This is a genomic window from Enterobacter sp. E1 (assembly GCF_016809815.1).
GTDB lineage: Bacteria > Pseudomonadota > Gammaproteobacteria > Enterobacterales > Enterobacteriaceae > Enterobacter > Enterobacter adelaidei.
This window is the reverse complement of sequence record NZ_JAFBJM010000003.1, coordinates 509,121-530,890: the sequence shown is the minus strand read 5'-3', so window position 1 is coordinate 530,890 and position 21,770 is coordinate 509,121. Positions and strand designations below refer to the sequence as shown.

The 21,770-nt window shown below is 54.6% G+C and carries 11 protein-coding genes and 2 pseudogenes; 8 read left to right on the top strand and 5 right to left on the bottom strand.

Annotation, left to right across the window (positions count from 1 at the left end; all coding sequences use genetic code 11):
- The first annotated feature begins 26 nt into the window (after nt 1–26).
- Nucleotides 27–575, top strand: coding sequence for a hypothetical protein (locus tag JGF26_RS11600; RefSeq protein WP_134707833.1), 549 nt, complete (start codon nt 27–29; stop codon nt 573–575).
- Here JGF26_RS11600 and JGF26_RS11595 read toward each other — a convergent pair.
- Together JGF26_RS11595 and JGF26_RS11590 are read right to left on the bottom strand one after the other, a co-directional pair.
- Entirely contained in the window at nt 506–1,000 is a 495-nt protein-coding gene (locus JGF26_RS11595; RefSeq protein ID WP_238934191.1) for an AAA family ATPase, read from the bottom strand. The genes JGF26_RS11600 and JGF26_RS11595 overlap by 70 nt on opposite strands.
- Before the next feature lie 27 nt (nt 1,001–1,027).
- A complete protein-coding gene (locus JGF26_RS11590) occupies nt 1,028–5,458 on the bottom strand; it encodes a DUF3883 domain-containing protein (RefSeq protein WP_134707834.1) in 4,431 nt (1,476 codons plus the stop codon).
- A 567-nt stretch (nt 5,459–6,025) separates the two neighbouring features.
- On the opposite strand from JGF26_RS11590, the pseudogene JGF26_RS11585 reads away from it, so the two are divergent.
- From JGF26_RS11585 to JGF26_RS11560, 6 genes and pseudogenes are all read left to right on the top strand, one after another.
- Nucleotides 6,026–6,232: pseudogene (locus JGF26_RS11585) on the top strand (hypothetical protein); the annotation flags it as partial.
- A pseudogene (locus tag JGF26_RS11580) lies at nt 6,233–6,481 on the top strand (type IV toxin-antitoxin system YeeU family antitoxin); the annotation flags it as partial.
- A 20-nt stretch (nt 6,482–6,501) separates the two neighbouring features.
- A complete protein-coding gene (locus tag JGF26_RS11575; protein ID WP_134707835.1) occupies nt 6,502–6,831 on the top strand; it encodes a TA system toxin CbtA family protein in 330 nt (109 codons plus the stop codon).
- Nucleotides 6,832–7,618: 787 nt separating this feature from the next.
- The gene (locus JGF26_RS11570; protein WP_008502540.1) at nt 7,619–7,975 is read left to right on the top strand and encodes a hypothetical protein; all 357 of its coding nucleotides are present in this window, start codon (nt 7,619–7,621) and stop codon (nt 7,973–7,975) included.
- Nucleotides 7,976–8,041: 66 nt separating this feature from the next.
- A complete protein-coding gene (locus JGF26_RS11565) occupies nt 8,042–8,413 on the top strand; it encodes a cupin domain-containing protein (RefSeq protein WP_238934190.1) in 372 nt (123 codons plus the stop codon).
- A gap of 60 nt (nt 8,414–8,473) precedes the next feature.
- Nucleotides 8,474–9,031, top strand: coding sequence for a YceI family protein (locus JGF26_RS11560; protein WP_134707836.1), 558 nt, complete (start codon nt 8,474–8,476; stop codon nt 9,029–9,031).
- Here JGF26_RS11560 and JGF26_RS11555 read toward each other — a convergent pair.
- Genes JGF26_RS11555 through JGF26_RS11545 form a run of 3 tightly spaced genes read right to left on the bottom strand, consistent with a single transcriptional unit; the run spans nt 9,023 to nt 10,876 of the window.
- A complete protein-coding gene (locus JGF26_RS11555; protein ID WP_028016765.1) occupies nt 9,023–9,814 on the bottom strand; it encodes a membrane protein in 792 nt (263 codons plus the stop codon). The genes JGF26_RS11560 and JGF26_RS11555 overlap by 9 nt on opposite strands.
- Complete coding sequence (locus tag JGF26_RS11550) at nt 9,811–10,341, bottom strand: sigma-70 family RNA polymerase sigma factor (RefSeq protein WP_108090989.1); 531 nt, start codon at nt 10,339–10,341, stop codon at nt 9,811–9,813. The genes JGF26_RS11555 and JGF26_RS11550 overlap by 4 nt, the downstream gene beginning before the upstream one ends.
- Nucleotides 10,342–10,348: 7 nt before the next feature.
- Nucleotides 10,349–10,876 (bottom strand): tetratricopeptide repeat protein, encoded by a 528-nt coding sequence (locus JGF26_RS11545; protein ID WP_108090990.1) that lies wholly within the window; start codon nt 10,874–10,876, stop codon nt 10,349–10,351.
- 755 nt (nt 10,877–11,631) lie between these two features.
- Here JGF26_RS11545 and JGF26_RS11540 point away from each other — a divergent pair.
- Entirely contained in the window at nt 11,632–21,753 is a 10,122-nt protein-coding gene (locus JGF26_RS11540) for a BapA/Bap/LapF family large adhesin (protein WP_134707837.1), read from the top strand.
- Nucleotides 21,754–21,770 lie beyond the last annotated feature (17 nt).

The window sequence follows — 21,770 nt, the reverse complement described above, 5'->3', positions numbered from 1 at the left end:
ACAACTGTGACTCAGGAGTGTACCATATGCCATCAAACAGCATCCCCCATTACCTCTACAAGCGTAACCACGTATGGTGGTTCAGGAAGCGTTTCGTCGCTCAGGGCAATGCAATCGAATACAGACTGAGCCTGCAAACAGCAAGCTTTCAGCGTGCTCGTCTTCTTGCCCTGCGTTTACAAACGCTTTGCCAACAGATGGTTGCTTCTTTGGGGGCCCCCAAGAAACTGAAGAATGGCGTGATGGAAAAATCAGCACAAGAGCAAATCAGAGCAAAACTTCGAGCAAAAATTGCCGAGTGGACCGCCAAGGAAACAGAACATTGGTTCTGCGGCTCTAAACGTAATGAAGGCGATCTGAACGATTATCTTGAGACATTAGATATGGTTGTCTCTGATTTGAAAGAACGCATCGCTTACGATGATAAACCATCTCTGCACCGGGCCGAAGCAAGTACCGTTCTGGACGAACTGCCACACCTCAAAGCTACTCTCAGTGAGTACGATTACCAAGTCATTGCTCCCATGGTGGCACAAGCCAAGGTCAAATCCTTACAGGATAAAGGAGGGAGATAAACGTGTCTGATCAACTCTGAAGAACCAAGCTCTGATCCATTGGTGTCGAAACGTCCAGCCCACACGGTAGTCTTACCACGGGGAGCATGTTCGGAACGCGATTCATATCGATAACCGAAGGTAGCCTCACTCTTGGTAGGATCGGGAACTGCAGATATCAATAGACCTTTGAGGGTATCGCTTAGACCTTGGAAAGCCCCTTCGATTTGAAAACTTGGGATGGTCGAATAGCGACGCACATCCTCATCTTCTGGGTATCGTTCGCGGCGTCCGCTCAATGGTAGAGTAAGTAATCTGATTGCGTCTACAACATTGGATTTTCCACCATTGTTTTCACCGACCAATACAGTCAAATCAGGGCGGAGGCTAACAGTCACATCATCACAAGACCGAAACCGCGAAATTTTTAGTCTACCTAAATACATAAATATCCTTATGTAAGTCTCTTGGATTTATTCATTCACATCAGTCTCAAACTGTATGACAACGGACGGCGCTTCAAGCAATCCACCTAACCTGATCCCATTGGTAGGGATGACATTGGCACAATTAACCGGATCAAAAATGAGCCTGATTTCATCGGTCTGGCCGGTTTCAAGCCCTGATACCAGGGCGAGAATGAAATTATTACCCCGTTCTTTTGCTCGCTGATACTCATTGTTAGACATCTCTATCTGACTCTGAGGACCACGCCCAGTGGCTTTCATCTCGATGAACAGTTTCCAGTCAATAACGCCATCGGCGCCGACGCCATGATTGCGCCGGAAGTCAATAATCCTCTGGTCGTTGGTCGTGTCCAGTGCCTGGGAAAGTAGCTCCCAACCTCTCTGCTCAAGATCCGCATTGGTATAAGCCACTGGAGTGGAAATTGACGTGTTGGTTCCTGATTTTACCGGGGGCGGTGTCGTTTTCAGTCCACGAGCGCCTTTGCTGGTGGTGGTTGTCTTGGCCGTTCCTGTACCTGTTTTGACAGAGGCACGGACCATCGCACCAACTGATGGTTTCAGCGTTCTTGGTTGTACTTGTGCAGAACGACTTTTGGGGGCCGTAACGTTAATTTTGTGTTTTAAAGCGGCATTAATATTTGTAGCGATATCTTCCATGGCTTCAGTACGTGCCTCATCACTTGCCAGCCGGATTGGCTCAGCGACTGAATCGAGACTCTTTTTCCATGCAATAGTCCACTCGGCATCAATGCGTCGACGTTCTTTCGATGGAAACAGTGAAGCGATGACTCGGCCACCGAAATCGCGGTCTCCAATAGCATCTTGATAAAAATGGAAAGCCTGAAAATTATCTAAACTCACGGCTTTGAGCGAAAGGTCAACAAATCCGCCCGGGAATTCTGGTGCTAAAGCGCGGATGGTGGCGGGTGAATCGTAAATATAGAGCGTTGTATTTTTGAACTTATCCCAACTGATAGGCAGCTTATCACGCAGATCAGGCATACTTTTTGCTAGTTCATTTGAAAGATGCTCAATTGCGTGGCCAAAGCGCAATCTTTCCTGCTCTCCACGTTCTTTCGAGTCGGTATTATCGTTGACACTCTGAAGCTGGGGATTCAGTTCCACAACACGTAGTGCTTTAACCAGTCCTGGAAAATACTGGATATCGCAAGGAGGCACCCAGCACTGGAGGTCGGGAAGCGCTTTGCCTAATTGCTCTCTGAGTTCTGGATTATCAAGCGAGTAAATGGGCCGTTGTGTCACCCAGCCTGAAGAGCAGAAGAGTGGTAACGTGCGTAATTTATCTTTTGGGCCTCGCTCCTCCTTCTCGAGCCGTGTCTCCATGTAACGATAAACGTCCATCAGTTGGGATTCTGTTTCAGTGCTATACGGCTTGTGAGACAGTTCACGGCAGTACTGAATACAATCAGCAAGGCTCGGTTCGGGAATATTCAGGGCATACCAAAGGTTCTGGCAATGCGATGTCGTACCTCCAGGTACAAATGGCCGCTTTCCATGGAAAATATCGAGTCCTCTGAACAATTCATTGGGTCTGGACCAGCCTCTGCCAGAAACATAGATTAACCCGCTCCCCTCAATAAATCGGGTCCTGAGTTCTTGGATACTCAATTCGCCGACTCGTGTTGCGAAGGTAACCGTTGCGGGGCAGTGCTTTGCAATGGCCCTGTATATTTGCTGTGTCTGTGCCTGAATAACAATTTCTTCGTTCGTTCGTATCGTTTCCAGTGCGGTCAACAAGTCCCCAATCCTGACATCCGTAATGATATTTAAAACACGTAAAAATTCCTTATCGAGGTCTTTTGCATTCACGCCGCAGATGAAGGTCTGATAAAGCGTCTGAGTTTCAGGTGTTTTCAGCACGGCGGAATGGGGTAAAACCGTTTCCCCTTTACCGACTGCAACCCAACTTACATCTCTTAACGTATTCAGCCACGCTGCGGTGACATTCGCTTTAGGATAAAAGTATTTAATGGCTTTGTGTGCGGAGGGAACCGATGAGGTTGGAACATACAGGCGTTGCCAGTTTTTGGTGAGAGTCGTGAGTAGGGCAGGACTCCGCCGTTTTGCGTGTTGTTTGCTTGTTGCTTTGATGCTTTGAATCACGCGTTCGAGATCCGGGGATTCGAAGTCGTAATAAACCAGTTCGGCACCATTAGCCCGAAGTTCTGCTCTCCGACGTTCGGTTACTCCGTAACGATGTTCATCAATTTTTTGTACCCGAGGCGAATATTCAACCCCAAGTAGTAGCAGGAACTTTCTGGCACCACGAGATTGTGTTCCATCCTCGCGCTTGCGCTTCGCTCCTCTAGTTATGTTGGTTTTTAAAATGGCTTCGTATTTTGCTCCAACCCACTGGATACCCGGCGTGTTGTCTGCTGCATCAGGCCAGGTAGAGTTTTCGCTATCCAGAGTTTTACACAGGTAGCTTTCTGAAAGCCGCACTTTTTGCCGTACGATCTTGCCGTTTTTATAGACATAACCATCCAGCTTAAGAATCGCGCCTATTTTGATACCTAAAGCTTTTGCTTCTGTATCCCGCAGTTTATCAAACATGTCCCGCAGCGAGCGAAGATCGTCTTCTGATATTTCGATGCTGTCTTGTTCATATTTTTCAGCAAAGGCTGAGAGCTCAATCACCGTGTTAGCTTGACTGACAAAGGCGGCATTAGCATCCAACCAGGTGATAACCTGTTCGCCTGCATCCCCATCCTCGTATGCCACATGCAGGCGCTGTAAAAGTTGCCAGCGTTGCGCAAATTCAGAAGGTGGGTTCAGCACCAAGGGAATGTCGGTTACATCACCAGAGTTACAAGAAATCGGCTCATTAAGATGTGAGAGTAAGAAAGCGCGGTCAAATAATTCACTCTCTTCATGATGTTCCACCAAGAGTGCGCCCGCCCGGACCCACCATGGTGCAGGTTTAAAATTGAAGAGTTTGTTCTCCAGGGAGTCAAGTAACTCATCTGTGCTGACAAGACTTGAGACGTTGAGTTCTTTAATGACTTCGCGCCAGCGGTCCTGAGTATCCCGGGCACTTCTGTGCAGAGCATGCTGTCCTTGATGGATACGTTCGACATCGTCCTCGCTAAGAAATGCTTTCAACGTTTGCGCTTCATAACTCAGTGCTGAAAAAGGGTAATGGCCAGAGGGTAACTGGACTACAGCATGCTGAGCTAACCAGGTACGGGTTTTATTCAGTGCAGTTGAAAAGCAGCGGTTAAGTACCGAGTTACGCTCTGGATCGACAAGTTCGGTGGTGAGCGGAATGAGGCGCCAGGCGGTTTTCGGGACGGTAGCGAGCATTCCCGCTGCAATATTTCCCACCACTTCGGCGGTGCGCTCAATGAGCCATCGGTTCCAGTCGTTTTCTATAATAGATTCGCGGGAGGTACTTGGATCGAACTGCGCATCCAGTGAAAAGGTGAGGGTTGTGGGAATGTCAGTACGAAAACCGATATAGACCCCGGATTGGGTTCGCTGTGACGAAATAGCAATGGAAATATCGGTGACTTCGCTGCGCGCTTTATGCGCTGGATGTAAATGTTCAGGAACTGCGACTGATGCTCGCCAGATGGTCCAGTCATTCTCTTGTGCTTTGGTGAATCGACACTGGAGTTTGTGCATTCCTGAGTGGTGTAATGTATAGCCCGTATCTGTCCAGTCTGAAAAAGTCAGTGCACGCTGGCTTTTTATGCTGCCATCAAGCTCGCACCATGTTAACTGGCTTACCGAAGCCAGAAACAGCAACCCGTCGTGGCGCCATGAATCAAACCATGCGGTGAGCTCTGACTCATCAAAGGCAGAATTCAGGTCCGCAACAATAAGCGTATGCTGCATCGGGTCGTAAAATCCGGGAAGGGCCGGTTCTGGTGGCAGGCGGTCAAAATCTAACTGATTACAGGAGAAATGATACGGGGCAGAGTGCACTGCAAGCGTGTCGGCAATACGGAGAAGGGTTTTCATACCGATACCAAAACGCCCGCGCTGATCGGTTCGATTAGTCTTGGAAGTCTGATAGGGGAGGACCATGCCGAGCACATTAAGACAGGTAACCGGGGCACCGTCGTGAACTAGCAAAAGTTGTTTACCTGTTTTCGTCTGCCTGAGTGCAAACCATACCTGTGTGGCCCTGACATCATCGGCGTTCTGTATCACTTCGATGATCCCCTGAAAGGTGGCCACGGCAAGATCTTCTGCGCCTGCTGTTGCGCGTTCAACCAGATCTTTAAATATGCCGGCCGCATTTTTAAGTTCGCTGGCCGCAGTATCCATCATGGCGTTCGCAAACTCAGTGGTTCGGGGATCGTGAATATGTACTGCTGCAGGATCATTATCAATGATAAGTCGGGCGGCATTTTCCCCTTTAAGGGTATCTGATAGGTCGGGTGCTGTGCTGGTGTGCTGGGAAAGGGACATAGAGCAAAAGACTCGCTGGAAGTGATGACAAAGGCTGTAAGCCTGTTATCAGGCCTTTGCAGCCGTACCCTGTTTGATGAGAATGATAGTGGCGTGGCGCACCGCAGACGGCACTATCAACGATGTCTCGTATTGATAAGCGAGGGGCTCGCTTGGTACTGGTTAAGTGCCCACTCTGATTGGATTAAGCTAGCTTACCATTTTGTTGTTTGCTAGTGGATGATTTCCCCAGGACGAGATAAGTGGACGTTCTTCGAAAGAAATATAGCCAGCAGTTTTCTGCATGCCCTGAGTATTCGTTAGCGAACGTGGAGCACTTACTGGCTCGAAAGCAAAGCGGCAATCATCAAATCACATGATTCTGGCACAATATTCGTAACCAGTAAGCGCATACCCTGAATCACTTAAAAGTGTAACTCTCAGGGTTCGAATGACTATATTTGGTGCAGAACGGCCTGTCAGCATTATAAAAGTATTCAGATATATATCATTCCTCTGAACATACACGATTAACGGTGGAATCTCACGATTCTGCCGTTTTTTTTATTATTTTTCAGAGGAGTAGTAATGAACAATTCTGAAGGTTTGAAGTCGTTTCAGCAATCGCTTGCTGGTCTGCCACAGTGGGTATCAGAGCGGATTCTGCAGCAAATAAACTAGTTACCAAACTACGAGCCAGTTATTGGCGTTAAGGGTAAATCCGGAGCCGGGAAATCCAGCCTGTGTAATGCACTGTTTGCCAGTGAGGTATCACCAGTCAGCGATGTGGCGGCCGGCAACCGGCTGCATTATCTGGCTAACCGGGCTAGCATCATCGGTAGATTCAGTGACGCCGAATGCCGGAAGCTGGATGAAACATTCCCGCACTTTATCCGCCAGATGGAATCGATGCTGACCATCGGTGAACTCAGCCCCCACCACGCCCACTGCGTCACCCTGTACCACAATGATTTCACCTGCGAAGCCGATACTCTTGGCAGTTGCGGCTACGTATACATCGCCATTTACCCCACTCAGAGTTAATAACCTTCACGAGAGCAAATATGAAAACTTTACCTGCAACAACTCAGCGGGGGGCGAAACCCTGCCTGTCACCCGTGGCTGTCTGGCAAATGCTACTGACACGCCTGCTGGAACAACACTATGGTCTGACCCTCAACGACACACCGTTCAGTGAGGAACGTGTTATACAGGAACATATCGATGCTGGTATCACGCTGGCTGATACTGTGAATTTTCTGGTGGAGAAATACGAACTGGTGCGTATCGACAGGAAAGGATTTAGCTGGCAGGAACAGACTCCGTATATTTCCATAGTAGATATTCTGCGAGCAAGGCGCTCTACCGACTTGCTAAAAACTAACGTGAAATGAACGATTAAATACAGAGCAGACTAAAGGAAAGCAAAATGCTAATCTCACAGACCAATAGGCTCCTGCTGTAACCTTCCCTCCCCTGCAAAAAACCTGACATTTTCTTTTAGGACCAACAATGGGACCAAAATGAAAATTGAATTGAAGGTTATCAGCTATTAAACAAAAAGTTACACAACCAATTCAGACTCCGCCAGCCCAAAATTCTCCATCGGTGATTACCAGAGTCATCCGATGAAGTCCTAAGAGCCCGCACGGCGCAAGCCCTCAATTTTTCCCGCGAAGTCCAAAGAGAACTAATTAAATCCGAATGTAAGTATCCCTGCAAAACGTACCATTCACTTTTAGAGATCTTCCGACATACTGATTATGTCCCCGGAGGAGATCGCCTTTTGATTCAGTGCCGAAATACGTGAAACGAGACATCGGGCTGAAAAAATACATGACGCTATCCACCTCGCCGGCCAATTAGCCACTCATATTGACAAACATCAACGACACCGCCCTTCCCCTATGAAAAATTAAAAAGCACACCCAGCGCTACGGATTAGCCACTCCAACCCGGAAGGAAGCCCGATATGTACAGACCCATAACCGTCATAATATTCATTCTCCTGACCCTCGCCGCCCTCGCTGAAATAGGTGTTTTATCCTTTGGATAATCCTCATGCGAAATACTCCACGTCAGGGTACGTTGATCTCATTACAGTTTTTTCCTAAAGCCACCCCGCTTCGTCTGTGCCATGCTGAATCACGCTCATAACCGATAACGTTAAATGAGGATATTATGAAAAAAACAATTATCGCATTATCTGCCGTTCTGCTGGCGTCTCCAGTATTTGCTGCGACCACACATGCAACTGACGATACCGTCGCTGCGGCGAACGCAAACGCCAACGAGGCGAAGCAAAAACTGCACGAAGAGCAGAACAAAGGTGAAGAGCTGAAGCTGAAACAAAAGCATGCTGCGGAAGGTAAAAGCGAGAGCTTTGGCAGCAAGGTCAGCGAAGATTCCCAGAAAGCCTGGCATAAAACCAAAGAAGGTACCGAGAAAGGGTGGGATGCCACTAAAGAAGGTGCTGAGAAGGGCTGGAACAAAACCAAAGAAGGTGCCAGCGAGCTGGAAAAGAAAGTCACTGAATAACCCCTTCGAAAGGCCGCAAACGCGGCCTTTTTTATTCCCACCTACTTTGCTTCCTGAAGACTAAACTTGTCACAGGGGGGCATCATCATGAGCCACAAAGAAATCGCACCAGAAACCCAGGGCGTCACCGTTGAACTACTCTCCATCGTCGATCTGGGCCCGGAGATCGCTGGCATGGACGGGCGACAACTTCGCATGCGCAGGGTGACACTCGCTCCCGGCGCGGTCTTTGGTCCGGTGCATGATCATATCGATCGCCCCGGTACCGTGTTTATCCTGGAGGGGACGATCACCGACCATCGTAATGGGATCGCCACCGATTACGGTCCCGGTGTCGGCTGGCCGGAGGATCACAATACGGTTCACTGGCTGGAAAACCGTGGCCAGGTTACCGCCGTCGAAATCTCGGTTGATATCATTAAAAATCCCGACGCATAAAAACCGAATAGATCCCTGGAGTGTCGCGTTTACTCCCAGTTCCCCAAAAGAGATCCTGAGATGCTACGACGCCTGCTTATATTGCTTGTTTTAGTCTGCCCGTGGGCGCTAGCCGTTCCGCAGAGCTACATCATCGACACCAATAACACCACCATTCGGCTATCCTGGCATGCTTTCGGCGGTATCCTCTCCTGGGCGACATTCAGTGGCGTGACGGGTGCCGTGACGCTTAACCCGAATAACGATGTCGATGACTATATTCACGTCACTATTCCCGTTGCGACCCTGGTGGCCTCAAACAGCCTGCTCACCTGGCAGCTAAAAAGCGATATGTTTTTTGAATCTGAGCGCTATCCGACGATTGAGTTTGTCAGCTCTCGCGTGGTCGCCCAGGGCGCAGGACGATTCAGAGTGTTCGGCACGCTAACCGTGCGAAACATTGCCCGCCCGGTGATTCTGGAAGCCGTTGTGGAAGACCCGCATGCGCAAGCCCTCACGCTGAATGCCACCACAGCGATTTCGCGCGCGTCCTACGGGATGGATAAATTTGCCCTGGTCGTTGACGATCGTATTGCCATCGCTATTGCGATTCAGACGAACACAATCCCCTCATCCTGAGATCAGGCGTTGCAGCTGTTCTGCGTTGCTTTGCAAGTGAGACGACGGGTTTCGGCCTATCAGGACAAACTGATAGCCCGCATCCTGCCACCACACCAGGTTCATACTGTGCCGCTGCTCCTGTTGAAGAGAAGCCGTCGTCTTCTCATCAACAGGAGAGATACAGAGCGCCATTGGGCCGTAGTCGGCGTTGATCCAGGCAATCTGCGCGATAGAGGTGGTTTCATAGCGCAGCATGCGCACCATTTTGAGTTCTGCACCCTGCAGAATAAGCTGCGACATCTGCAATTTCATGCCGATATCCTGTGCGGCCCGTTCCAGGCCGCGTTGCAGAACAGGCGGTGCGCTGTCCATATCCAGCAGTGTTTCTACGCTATACAAAGACATGTATTGCGCTTCGAGGTCACGAATATGGGCGTTTTCATCATCAGGGGCGGAGGCTGGCCGCAACAGATACCCCAGCCCGGAACCGACCATCAAAAAACTGACCGACGCAGCAATCAGTGCGCGTCTGCTTACGCCCACCGGCGTGGAAGAGTGTGGTTCGGGAAGTGCCGCCAGACGCGCCTGCATCTTCTCAAGGGGTGCGTCATCCAGCAGGGAAGCAAAAGCCCCGGAGTAGTCCTGATTGCTTTTCATTAGCTCAGCGGTTCGCCCGGAGAGGTGTTCATCACTTCTCAGCTGTTCTTCAAAGTGTTGTGCGTCTGCACGGCACATCTCGCCATCTATCCATGCCACGATAGCATCGTCGTTATAAGGCGGTGTAAAACGGTGCGAATTCAAGAGCGCTTCTCCTTTACCGGAGGCATTGCCTCGGCAGACTTCGCAAGCGTTGCCCGCGCCGTTGCCAGTCGGCTCATTACAGTACCAATCGGCACCGCCAGGGTATCCGCTGCCTCCTGATAGGTAAAACCTTCGACATAAACCAAAAAAACCGTGTTGCGCTGGGCTTCAGGTAACGCATTGACGCGCTGCATCACCTTCAGATAATGCAGGCGCGTTTCATCCTGCTCACGGGTGTCTGGTGCCAGAAGTTCGTCGCTGGCGACAAATCCCTGCCCCTGGCGGACATGTCGTGCCCGAAGCTCGGAGATCCAGATGGAGTGCAATATCGCAAACAGCCACCTGTCGATGCGCGTGCCAGGCGTATACTGGCTACTCCTTTCGAGCGCACGCACGCAGGTGGACTGAACCAGCTCTTCGGCGATATCCCTGTTGCGCGACAACACCAGCCCATAGCGCCAGAGACGCGCCAGGTGTGCCGCTAACTGTTGACGAACCTCACTGGTAGCGATGGGTTTTCCCTCCACGAGAAACTCAGGATTCCGGCTGTCCGTTGATGGCTGACTGCAGATCGCGGTACTCCTCGCAGGACTGGCCACATATGCCTGCTATTACCTTCAACTGTTCTTTCGCGAGGTCAGGCCGTCCCTTGACCATCCATGCCTCACCCAGGTATTCACGGGCTTTGGCATAATCCGGGGCGATCGCCAGCGCACGCTGGTAATAACCAATACCCTCATCTGTACGTCCCAGTTTGCGTGTGGCATAACCGCGATAGTTCCACGCTTCAGCCGTATTGCCATTTTTCAGCGAATCAAGGAGATTCAGCGCCGCCTGATACTCCCCTTTCTTAGCAAGATGGTACGCATAGTTGGTTTTGTCCTGATCGCTCAGGCTGCTGCTCTTGTCGGGTACACATTTCTGGGTTGCACTGTCATACACCTGCCCTGATGGGCAGTCAGGCGTTTTGCTCTCGGTACTATTATTGCCCATTGCCAGCGCCAGTGGGGACAGCAGGGTAAAAATCAGTACCGGGATCAAACGAAGAGAGGTCGTGTTCATATAAAGCTCCAGGGTAAGAAGGGGGTGACGTCAGTAAACGCCCGACTCACGATTTTTATTCATTCTCCCCGCGAGTTTTTTGCTGTCCAAAATCATGCTGATGTCGTCGGACTCATGACAATGAATAAGCTTATTTCACCCTTAACTTAATGTTATTGTTTGCGGGTGATAGCAGAATTTTAACTCCGCACAACAATATATTTTATCCTTCAAGCGACATAATATATCTTACATCAAAAATGTTACCCTAACTTAAATGAATATTAAGCACACTTAAACAACCACGTTTTTCATTATATTAAAAACATTCCCTACCAATTATCGCACTGTATAAACCTCATTAAAAATAACATTGCACAGCAAAAAAATAACCATCAAAAACAAATATTTACATAAATTAAATCATTGGAAACCACAATATATAAATGCCACGTTATTGTTTCGACCTTTATTTACAAAAGCCAAAGTTGCACAACCCGTGTTTTCTGTCTATATCATTTTTATATCTCAAAAATAATTCCTCTATTAATTACAGGGTTATATAAGACACTAAACACCCATAAAAACGGTTCTGTTTTATAAGTCATTAGATTCGCTCTGATGTTGCCACTCTGAATACTGGCGGGCATCGTGCGCGCTAAAAACAACGGTCAGTGCTGCGTATAACAGCGACTGCGCCGGGGCGCCCTTTACCTTCTGCAGAGATGGCTCGTCTTACTCGCCGTTCATGACACACCTGCTGGAGTAATAACTAAATGAGCCAAATCTCTGTTATATCGAAACTTACTGGCGTGGAAACGACCACGGAAGGCACACAGGTTACGCTGAGCCATTCCTCTATTGTTGAACTTCATGTAGAGCGGGCCGATGTCTCCCACTTCGCGCGCAGTGGAAACGATCTGCTGGTGACGCTGCATTCCGGCGAGGTGATCACCCTTAAAAATTTCTACGTCACTGACGCGCAGGGAGCAAGCCAGCTGGTTCTGCAGGACAGCAATGGCGCACTATGGTGGATTGAAGACCCTACCGGGGCCGCCTCGTATGAATCCATAGCCTCCACGGACGTGTTGCTTGCCGCATCAGGGAGTGATGCCGGTGGTGCCGCCATCTGGCCATGGGCACTGGGCGGCATTGTCGCAGCAGGTGGCATCGCAGCGGCGGCAAGCGGCAGCGGTGGTGGAGGTGGCGGCAGTGATCATAACAGCAGTACTGACCCCACCACGCCCACTGACCCGACGGACCCGACCGATCCAGCCGACCCGGATACGACGCCGCCGAATGCGCCTTCCAGTCTCCAGTTCTCATCAGACGGTAAAACCGTCACCGGTACCGCAGAACCCGGCAGTACAATCACCCTGAAAGATACTAATGGCAATGTGGTTGGCACAGGTAAAACCGGCAGTGACGGCTCGTTTACCGTCACCCTCGGAACACCGCTGACCAACGGGGAACAGGTAACAGCCACCGCAACGGACAGCGCCGGGAATACCAGTCAGGGCACAAATGTGACCGCACCGGATCTCACCGCACCTGATGCGCCAACGATCGGCAGCGTGATCGACGATATCGCTCCTCAGACGGGGGCGGTAACCAACGGCGGCAGCACTAACGATCAGCGGCCGCAGCTCACCGGCACCGCCGAACCCGGCTCCACCGTGACGATTTATGACGGCGGTATCGCCATTGGCACGGCGGTCGTCGCCAGCAACGGTACATGGACATTCACCCCGTCAGTCGACCTGAGCGAAAGCACCCACCAGATTACCGTCCGTGCAACCGACGTCGCGGGCAATACCGGACCCGCCTCACCGGTTTTCACCCTCACAGTCGATCTGACGCCTCCGACTACACCGACCGCGATTCTGCTGACCGACGACACGGGGTCTGTCAGAGGAGCTATCACTTCGGGCACGCTGACCGATGCGACGCAGCCGCTCCTGGCAGGAACAGGGGAGCCCGGTGGAACCATCACCATTTACGATAACGGCGTGGTCATTGGCACCACGACGGTGCTCCCCAACGGTACCTGGAGCATCACACCCAATGGACCGCTCCCGGAAGGAACGCACTCCATCACCGTCACTGAAACCGATGCCGCCGGAAACCAGAGCACGGCATCCGCGCCTGTCACCTTCACCGTAGATACCACCCCGCCGTCTGCTCCTGGAAATCTCGTGGTATCAAATGATGGCGGCACCATCAGCGGTACCGCAGAGCCGGGCAGCACGGTGACCATCCGTGAAGGCGGCGCACTCGTTGGCACTCCAGTTGTTGCCGATAGTCAGGGTAACTTTAGCGTGACGCTGAACCCACCGAAGCTCAACGGCGAAATCCTGACCGCTGACGCCACCGACACGGCAGGCAACACCAGTCCAACCACTTCCGCGGCGGCACCGGACATTACCCCGCCGCAGATCCCGATCATCGTATCGGTGATTGATGACGTACAGGCCACCACCGGCCCCGTGGGCCCGAATGGACTGACCAATGACCGGGCCCCAACCATTAATGGTACGGGCGAGGCGGGCTCGACCATTACGATTTCTAACGGCAGCGATGTTCTCGGCACGGTGGTTGTTCCACAATCCGGCCTGTGGAGCTTTACGCCGCCCTCACCGCTGGTCGATGGCACTTACGTGCTCACGGCAAAGGCGACGGATCCCGCCGGTAACCAGAGCGGAATATCTGCCTCCTGGACAATTAACGTCGACGGGACGGCACCTGCAGCCCCGGTGATTTCCCAGGTCGTGGACGATGTGCCCGGGGGAATTGTTGGCTCGCTCGGCCAAAATGCCACCACCAATGACACGACCCCAACGCTCAGCGGTACCGCTGAAGCAAATGCAACGGTCACCCTCCGCGTGGACGGTGTGGCTATCGGTACAACCGTTGCCAATGGCCTCGGCGTATGGGTCTTTACGCCGTCCTCGCCAATCGGTGAGGGGCCTCACGCTCTGACCGCTGTTGCAACCGACGCGGCAGGTAACTCAAGCGGCGCCTCCAACACCTGGACTCTGACGATTGACAGCGTCGCGCCTGCGGCTCCGGTGATTACCCAGGTGATAGATGATGTGCCCGAGCGTCTCGGTGCGCTCAACGCTAACGACAGCACCAACGACACCACGCCGACGCTCAACGGCACCGCTGAACCGGGCTCGAAGGTCACCATCCGTCTGGATGGTGCAGATGTTGACACAGTAGTAGCGGACAGCAACGGTGCGTGGACCTTTACCCCAACCACACCGCTCGGTAACGGCGCGCATACCTTTACCGTCGTCGCAACCGACGCGGCGGGTAACACCAGTCTCGCCTCAGACGGCTTCACCTTTACTGTCGACACCACTCCCCCTCTGGCAGCGACCATCGCCAGCGTGACCGATGACGTCGGCAGTATTAAAGGCCCACTCAGCAACGGGGATACCACGGATGACACCCAGCCGCTGCTGCAAGGTAGTGCCCCTTCTGGAGCAACGATCACCATCTATGACGGCACAACCCTGCTCGGCACCGCTATCCTCGACGGCAATGGTGGCTGGAGTTTTACCCCCATTACCCCACTCACCGATGGTCCACATTCGCTGACCGTTCACGCCACGGATGCCGCAGGTAATACCACCGTCTCCAGTCCGTTTGTACTGACGGTAGATACCGTGGCACCTGCCACGCCGGATACCCCGGCCATCACCGTCAACCCTGACGGCGGCGCAGTACAAACGCCGCTGAACCCGGGCGAAATCACTCGCGATACCACGCCAACCCTGAGCGGAACCGGCACGGCGGGTGATACCGTGACCATCTACAATGGCGGCGACAAAATTGGTGATACCGTGGTAGACGGCAACGGCAACTGGAGCTGGACGCCACCAGACCCGCTGCCCAGTGGAACCTATGACATTACCCTTACCGTCACCAACATGGACGGTACAGGTAATGAGAGCGCGCCTTCCCAGCCGGTCACCATCACCATTGATACAGACCCGCCGGCTACGCCTGCGCCACCGATCGTCACCGACAGCGTCACCCAGATAACCGGACCTGTTGCCGATGGCGGAACGACCAACGATCCCCGTCCGGTTCTGAGCGGTACCGGAACGGCAAACGACGTTATCACCATTTATGACAGCGTAAATGGCGGCGCGGCGTCAGTCGTCGGCACCGCCACGGTAGACAGCAACGGCAACTGGAGCTGGCGCCCTGGCAGTAATATCGCTGAGGGGAACCACGAATACACCGCAACCGCCACCGACGAAGCGGGCAACGTCTCTGGTTCATCGCCGGGGATAACGATCACGGTGGATACCGTAGCACCGGCTACGCCGGTGATTGGTGCCGTGGGCGGCGCGCTGGATGGTGGCTATACCACGGATGCAACACCACTGGTCGGCGGAACCGGCGTCAACGGTGAGACGGTAATCGTCTACAACAACGGCGTGGAGGTAGGACGTGTCGTCGTCGCGAATGGTGAATGGACCCTGACGCTACCGACACAAAACGACGGTCCGCTGCATATCACCGTTGCGGGTGTTGACGCGGCAGGTAACGTTAGCGCCCTTAGCCCGGTCTTTGACGTCACGGTGGATACCACTGCACCTGAAATACCGCTGATAGATGCCATCACCCCCAGCTCTCTTTCAGGCAGCGTGCTCTACACCAATGACGGTACGCCGACCCTCACCGGGACCAGCGAACCGGGAACCACCGTTATTGTCTCCGTCGATGGTACTCCGTCGGGGGTGCCAGTAACCATACAGCCGGATGGCAGCTGGAGCTGGACCGCCGGGAGCACGCTGTCCGACGGCCAGCACACCTTCACCGTTTCTTCCAGCGATCCGGCAGGTAATCTCTCCGGAAATTCAGCACCACTCAGCGTCACCGTGGATACTGTCGCACCGCCAAACCCGAGCAATATGAATCTGGCAACAGAAGGGACACCGCTGACCGGTACCGGTGAGGCGGGAAGCATCATTACCGTGAAAGACGGTAGTGTGGTCATAGGTACCGGCGTTGTTGCAGGCGATGGCAGCTTCTCTATTGCGCTGAGCCCCGCGCAACTGGATCCTGCCACGCTGACCGTAACCGCCACCGATGCCGCAGGTAACAGCAGCCCTGGCGCGACGTTTATCGTCACCGATTCACCGCTCGATTTGCCTCAGGTACCGGTTATTACGGCGATCAACGATGACGTTGCCCCTGTCACCGGCGACGTGAAAGACAAAACCACCAACGACACCACGCCAACGCTTACCGGCACGGCCGAAGCCGGCAGCCTGATTACCATCTACCTGGACGGCAGCGTGACGCCCGTGTCGACGGTCACCGCAGACGGCAGCGGAAACTGGAGCTATACGCCGCCCGCGCTGGGCGAAGGGCTGCATACCTTTGAGGTAACCGCGACCCTCAATGGCCTGACAAGCGGTCGCTCTCCGGCCGCTGCCGTAACCGTCGACCTCACTGCGCCAGGTACCCCCACCATTGGCTCGGTACTTGACGATGTGGGTCCCGGCACGGGCCCGCTGACCAACGGTCAGACCACCAACGACAATCAGCCGACGCTGACCGGTACGGGTGCTGTGGGAGACACCATCTCCATCTACAGCAACGGAACGCTGCTGGGCAGCGTAGTGGTTGGCAATACGGGAACCTGGAGCTATACAACGTCGCCCCTGGCGGAGGGGAATAACGTCCTGACCATCCGCGAGACCGATCCGGCCGGGAATCAGAGCGCCCCTTCGGCGGGCTTCACCGTTGTGGTGGATACGGTTTCCACCACGCCGGTCATCACTAATGTTACGGACAACGTTGGCAATACCGCCACTACCGTGATTAGCGGCGACCCCACTAACGACGCCACGCCAACCCTTTCAGGAACCGCAGAAGCAAACAGCGTGGTGACGATTTTCGACGGTGGCACGCAGATTGCCGTGGTTACGGCTGATAGCGCTGGCGCCTGGAGCTTCACTCCTGACACCGCGCTCGGCGAAGGCTCGCACAGCTTTACCGTTCGGGCGACCGATCCGCTGGGCAACGTCAGCCAGGTATCAAACACCTGGAGCGTGGTGGTTGACCTGACAGCACCGACGGTTCCCACGCTGGATACGGTGAATGACAACGTCCCGGGCGGCGTCACGGGCGACCTTACCAGTGGGCAGATCACCAACGACAACACGCCGACGATTAGCGGTACCGGACAGACGGGCAGCACCATCCACATCATGAATAACGGTACGCCGATTGGCCTGGCTACCGTTGATGGAAACGGAAACTGGTCCTTTACCCCGAGTACGCCGCTTGTCGATGGCAGCTACGCCCTTCGCGCTTATGCAACGGATGTGGCAGGCAACGCCTCGGCTAACTCGTCGGTCTTCACCTTTACTGTGGATACCACAGGACCCGCTGCGCCAGTGCTTACCAGCGTCATCGACGATGTCGGTCCGGTCACCGGTACGCTCACGACGGGCAGCAGCACCAACGACGCACGCCCGACCATCAACGGCACGGGTGAAGTGGGTGCCACGGTTCATATCATTGTCGACGGCAACGAAGTTGGCACCGCAGTGGTGAATGCTCAGGGCAACTGGACCTTTACCCCGGGTACCGATTTGAGCGATGGGCCACATGCTATCACCTTCAACGCGACCGACACGGCAGGCAACACTGGCAGCACGACGGCACCGTTTAACCTGACCGTGGATACGGTCGCGCCGTCTGCGCCGGTCATTTCGACCGCGGCAGACAACGTGGGCAGCATACAAACTCCGCTCTCTTCCGGGCAGAGCACCGACGACACCACGCCGACGCTGAACGGCACTGCGACCGCCAACGCCACGGTGACCGTTTATGAAAACGGGCAGCCGGTTGGCACCGCGCAGGCAGATGGAAGCGGCGCGTGGAGCTTTACGCCGTCAACGCCACTGGTCAACGGAAGCCATACCTGGACCGCCACCGTCACCGATGCAGCGGGCAACATCAGCCTGCCTTCACCTGGCTTTACGTTGATTGTTGATACCCTCGCGCCAAACGCGCCGGTTATCAGCCAGGCGATAGACGACGTGGGCACTGTCACCGGCCCGCTCACGTCCGGACAAACCACCGACGATACCGTACCGCGGCTTGTCGGAACCAGCGAACCGTTTGCCACCGTGAAAATCTACGAAGGCACGACGCTGGTCGGAACAGGCACCGCGGATGCCAGCGGCAGCTGGAGCATCCTGCTCACCACCACGTTGACAACCGGTCCGCACAGCTTCACCGCCCAGGCCACGGATGCGGCTGGCAACACCAGCGTGTCCTCAACAAGCTTCAGCCTGACAATTGACACCACGCCGCCTGCGCTGCCGGTGCTGACCAGTATCCTGGATGACGTGGGCAATGCGGCGACGCCGGTTGCCAACGGCGGGTTCACCAACGATGCCCAGCCAACTATCACCGGCACGGCGGAAGCCGGATCGACGGTGAAAATCTTTGATAACGGCGTACAGATCGGCAGCGTGACGGCGACCGGCGGGGCGTGGAGCTATACGCCATCTCCGGCGCTGAGCAACGGTGCACACACGCTGACCTTTACCGCCACGGATGCGGTGGGCAACGCCAGCGCGCCAACCGCCGGGTATGTGATTAACGTCGATACCGCTGCGCCAGGTGCGCCGGTCATCAGTTCAGTGATTGATGATGTCGGCAGCGTTACCGGTCCGGTGACCGGTACGAATCCGACCAACGACACGCGTCCAACGCTGACCGGGACTGCCGAAGCGAATGCCACGGTCCGGATCTACGATGGCATCACGCTGGTGGGCACGGTGACCGCCGATGGCAGCGGCAACTGGACCCTGCCGCAAACCACCACCACGCTGACGGAGGGTACGCATAACTTCACCGCCACGGCTACCGATGCGGCGGGCAACACCAGCGTGGCGTCAGCCGTGACGACGATAATCGTCGATACGACCGCCCCCACGGCGCCGACCGGAACCTTTAACGTCGACGGTAGCGTCCTGACCGGGAATGCCGAAGCCGGCAGCACCGTCAGTATCCGCCTTGCGGATGGCTCGACGGTGACCACTATTGCGGGCAGCAACGGTACATACAGCTATACCTTTGTTAACAAACAGATCGAAGGCCAGACGCTGCAGATCACCGCCACCGATGCGGCAGGCAACACCTCGCTGTCTGGTTCGGCTCTTGCGCCGGTGCTGCCGCTCTCCGCCAGCAACAACGTCGAAGAGCTGAACCTCAGTACCACGGCAACCGTCACCAATACTCAGTACAGCGATTACGGCTTCCTGCTGGTTGGCGCCGTGGGCAACGTCCTGACGCTGCTGGGGAATGACACCGCCCAGGTGAACTTCACCGTAGTCAGCGGCGGCAGCGCAGATATCGTGGTGAATGCCAACGCTACGGGCGCTGTACTCTCTCTGCTCAACACTCTTGAGCTGGTGGTGCAACACTGGAACGGCAGCACCTGGACCACCGTCGTCGACACCGGACAACCGCAGTTTGCCGATCTGTTGACCCTCGGGGCCACCGGCGTATCACTGAACCTGAGCGGGTTGGCTGACGGCAACTATCGTGTCCTCAGCTATAACACCAACCTGCTGGCAACCGGCTCTTACACCAGTCTGGATGTCGCGGTGAAAGAGACCGGCCCGGGTACGGTCACGGGTGAGACCAGCCTGAACGGGAACGTGATCCTCGATACAGACCCAACCGCTGGCAGCGACAACGCCCCGGCCGGGACCACGGTCTCCGCAGTCACCAACGCGCTGGGCGTCACCACCAGCATTAACGCCGACGGCACCGTGATCCAGGGCAAATACGGTACGCTGACCGTTAACCGCGACGGCAGTTACACCTACAATCTGACCGATACCAGCGCCGCGGTCATTGGCCGGACGGAGAGTTTCAGCTACACCATCACCCATAACGGTGCCAGCGCGTCGGCGAACCTGGTGCTGTCCCTGGGTGCCGGTACCGTCGTCAACGGTATTGTGGCGGTGGACGACACTGCCTCGCTGACCTTTGACACTACCGTAAGTGAAATCAATAACGGCGCTTCGTCACAGGGTGGTTTTACGGTGGTGGGGGTGAATCTCGGCAGTACGCTGGGGCTTAACCTGCTGGACGATATGACCAACCCCATCATCTATAACGTGGAGGAAGGCACCACTCGCACCATGACCATCCAGGCCTCCGTGGGTGGCGTGGCCCTGGCGTCGGTGTTCGATCTGTATGTCTATAAGTTCAACAACGCCACCCAGACCTTCGAGCAGGTCCGCGTTGAGCCAGGCTGGCTGCGCGCCCCGCTGTTGGGCGGTACCTCGCAGCAATTGACGCTGAACCTGCCCGCCGGGGAGTATCTGTTCCTGCTGAATACCGCATCCGGGATCGCCGTCCTGACAGGCTACACGCTGAGCGTCCTGCAGGATCACGTTTACAGCGTGGCAAGTATCAGTGAAACGACCACGGGCGACGTGCTGGCGAATGACCCTGTGCCGGCAGGCACGGTGGTCACGGAAGTGAACGGCGTGGCGGTCAACAGCAGCGGCCTGACCACCATTCAGGGTGAATACGGCACGCTGACTATTAATTCGTCCGGCCAGTACACCTATACCCTGAGAGCCGGTGTGGGTGCAGACCATATCAGCACGCCTGATACCTTCGTCTACACCGTGACCGCGCCTGACGGCTCGAAGGATACGGCATCGCTTAACATCACCCCAACCGCTCAGGCGATGGATGCGGTCAACGATGTCAGCGCCACGATGGATGTGACGTCAGTGCACCACACAACCGCCTATTCAGATACGACCGTAGGAAGCGCAAGCTGGACCACGCTTGCGCTGCCCTCATCGGGAAGTGGCAGCGGTACCTTTGTGGTGGATCCGAACACCGCCCTGCACAATGCCGTTCTGCATTTCAACGTAGCCTCGCTCCTGTCGCTGGGAGGATTGACGGTTAACTGGACGTTGTCTCTGGACGGAACAACGATCCGTACCGGTTCATTTAACGGCGGAATATTGCTGGGCGGTAATGCGGATGTCCCTTTAACAGGTCTTGACCTGAACGCAGGCACTTACACCCTGAGTTATACCGGTAGCGTGGGTGCACTAGGAATAGGAACCATCACTATCACCCCAAGCGTCACCGGCACCAGCTACTCTCTGTCACAGTTCGACGCGACAGGCACCCACACCGTCAACGGCAATATCTTTGACGGCACCGATTCCGGTGGCGTGATGGACCAGCTGCACTCGGTGGATACCCGCCTGAGCGTGACCGGCTACAACGGCGTGACCACCACGCTGGATCCGTATACCGGCAGCGCAACGGTGAACATCACCGGCCATTACGGCGTCCTGGCGATCGGCGCTGACGGCCATTACACCTATACCCTCAACAGCGGTGTATCGCTCTCATCCATGACCTCGAAGGAGACCTTCAACTACACCCTGACCGATGCGACCGGGAAGACGGACAGTGCCACGCTGACCATCAACATGGCGCCGCAGTTCATCAGCTCTGAACATAACGACGTCATCACCGGCACCGCCTACGGCGACACGCTGATTTACCAGGTGCTGAACAATACGGTGGGGAATGCCACAGGTGGGAACGTCAGCAGCACCGTGGGCGACCACTGGACCGGCTTCTCGCTGGCGCAGGGGGACAAAATCGACATCGGCGATCTGCTGGTGGGCTGGAACGGTAGCGCCTCAACGCTCGGAAATTATCTCCATGTCACTAATAGTAATGGCAATACCGTGATCTCCATCGACCGTGATGGTACAGGGAGCACCTACACTAATACTACGCTCGTTACGCTTGATGGCGTTCAGACCACCTACGACGAGCTTGTGAACCAGCAACACATCATTACCTGATAGCACCTGCAAGAGAT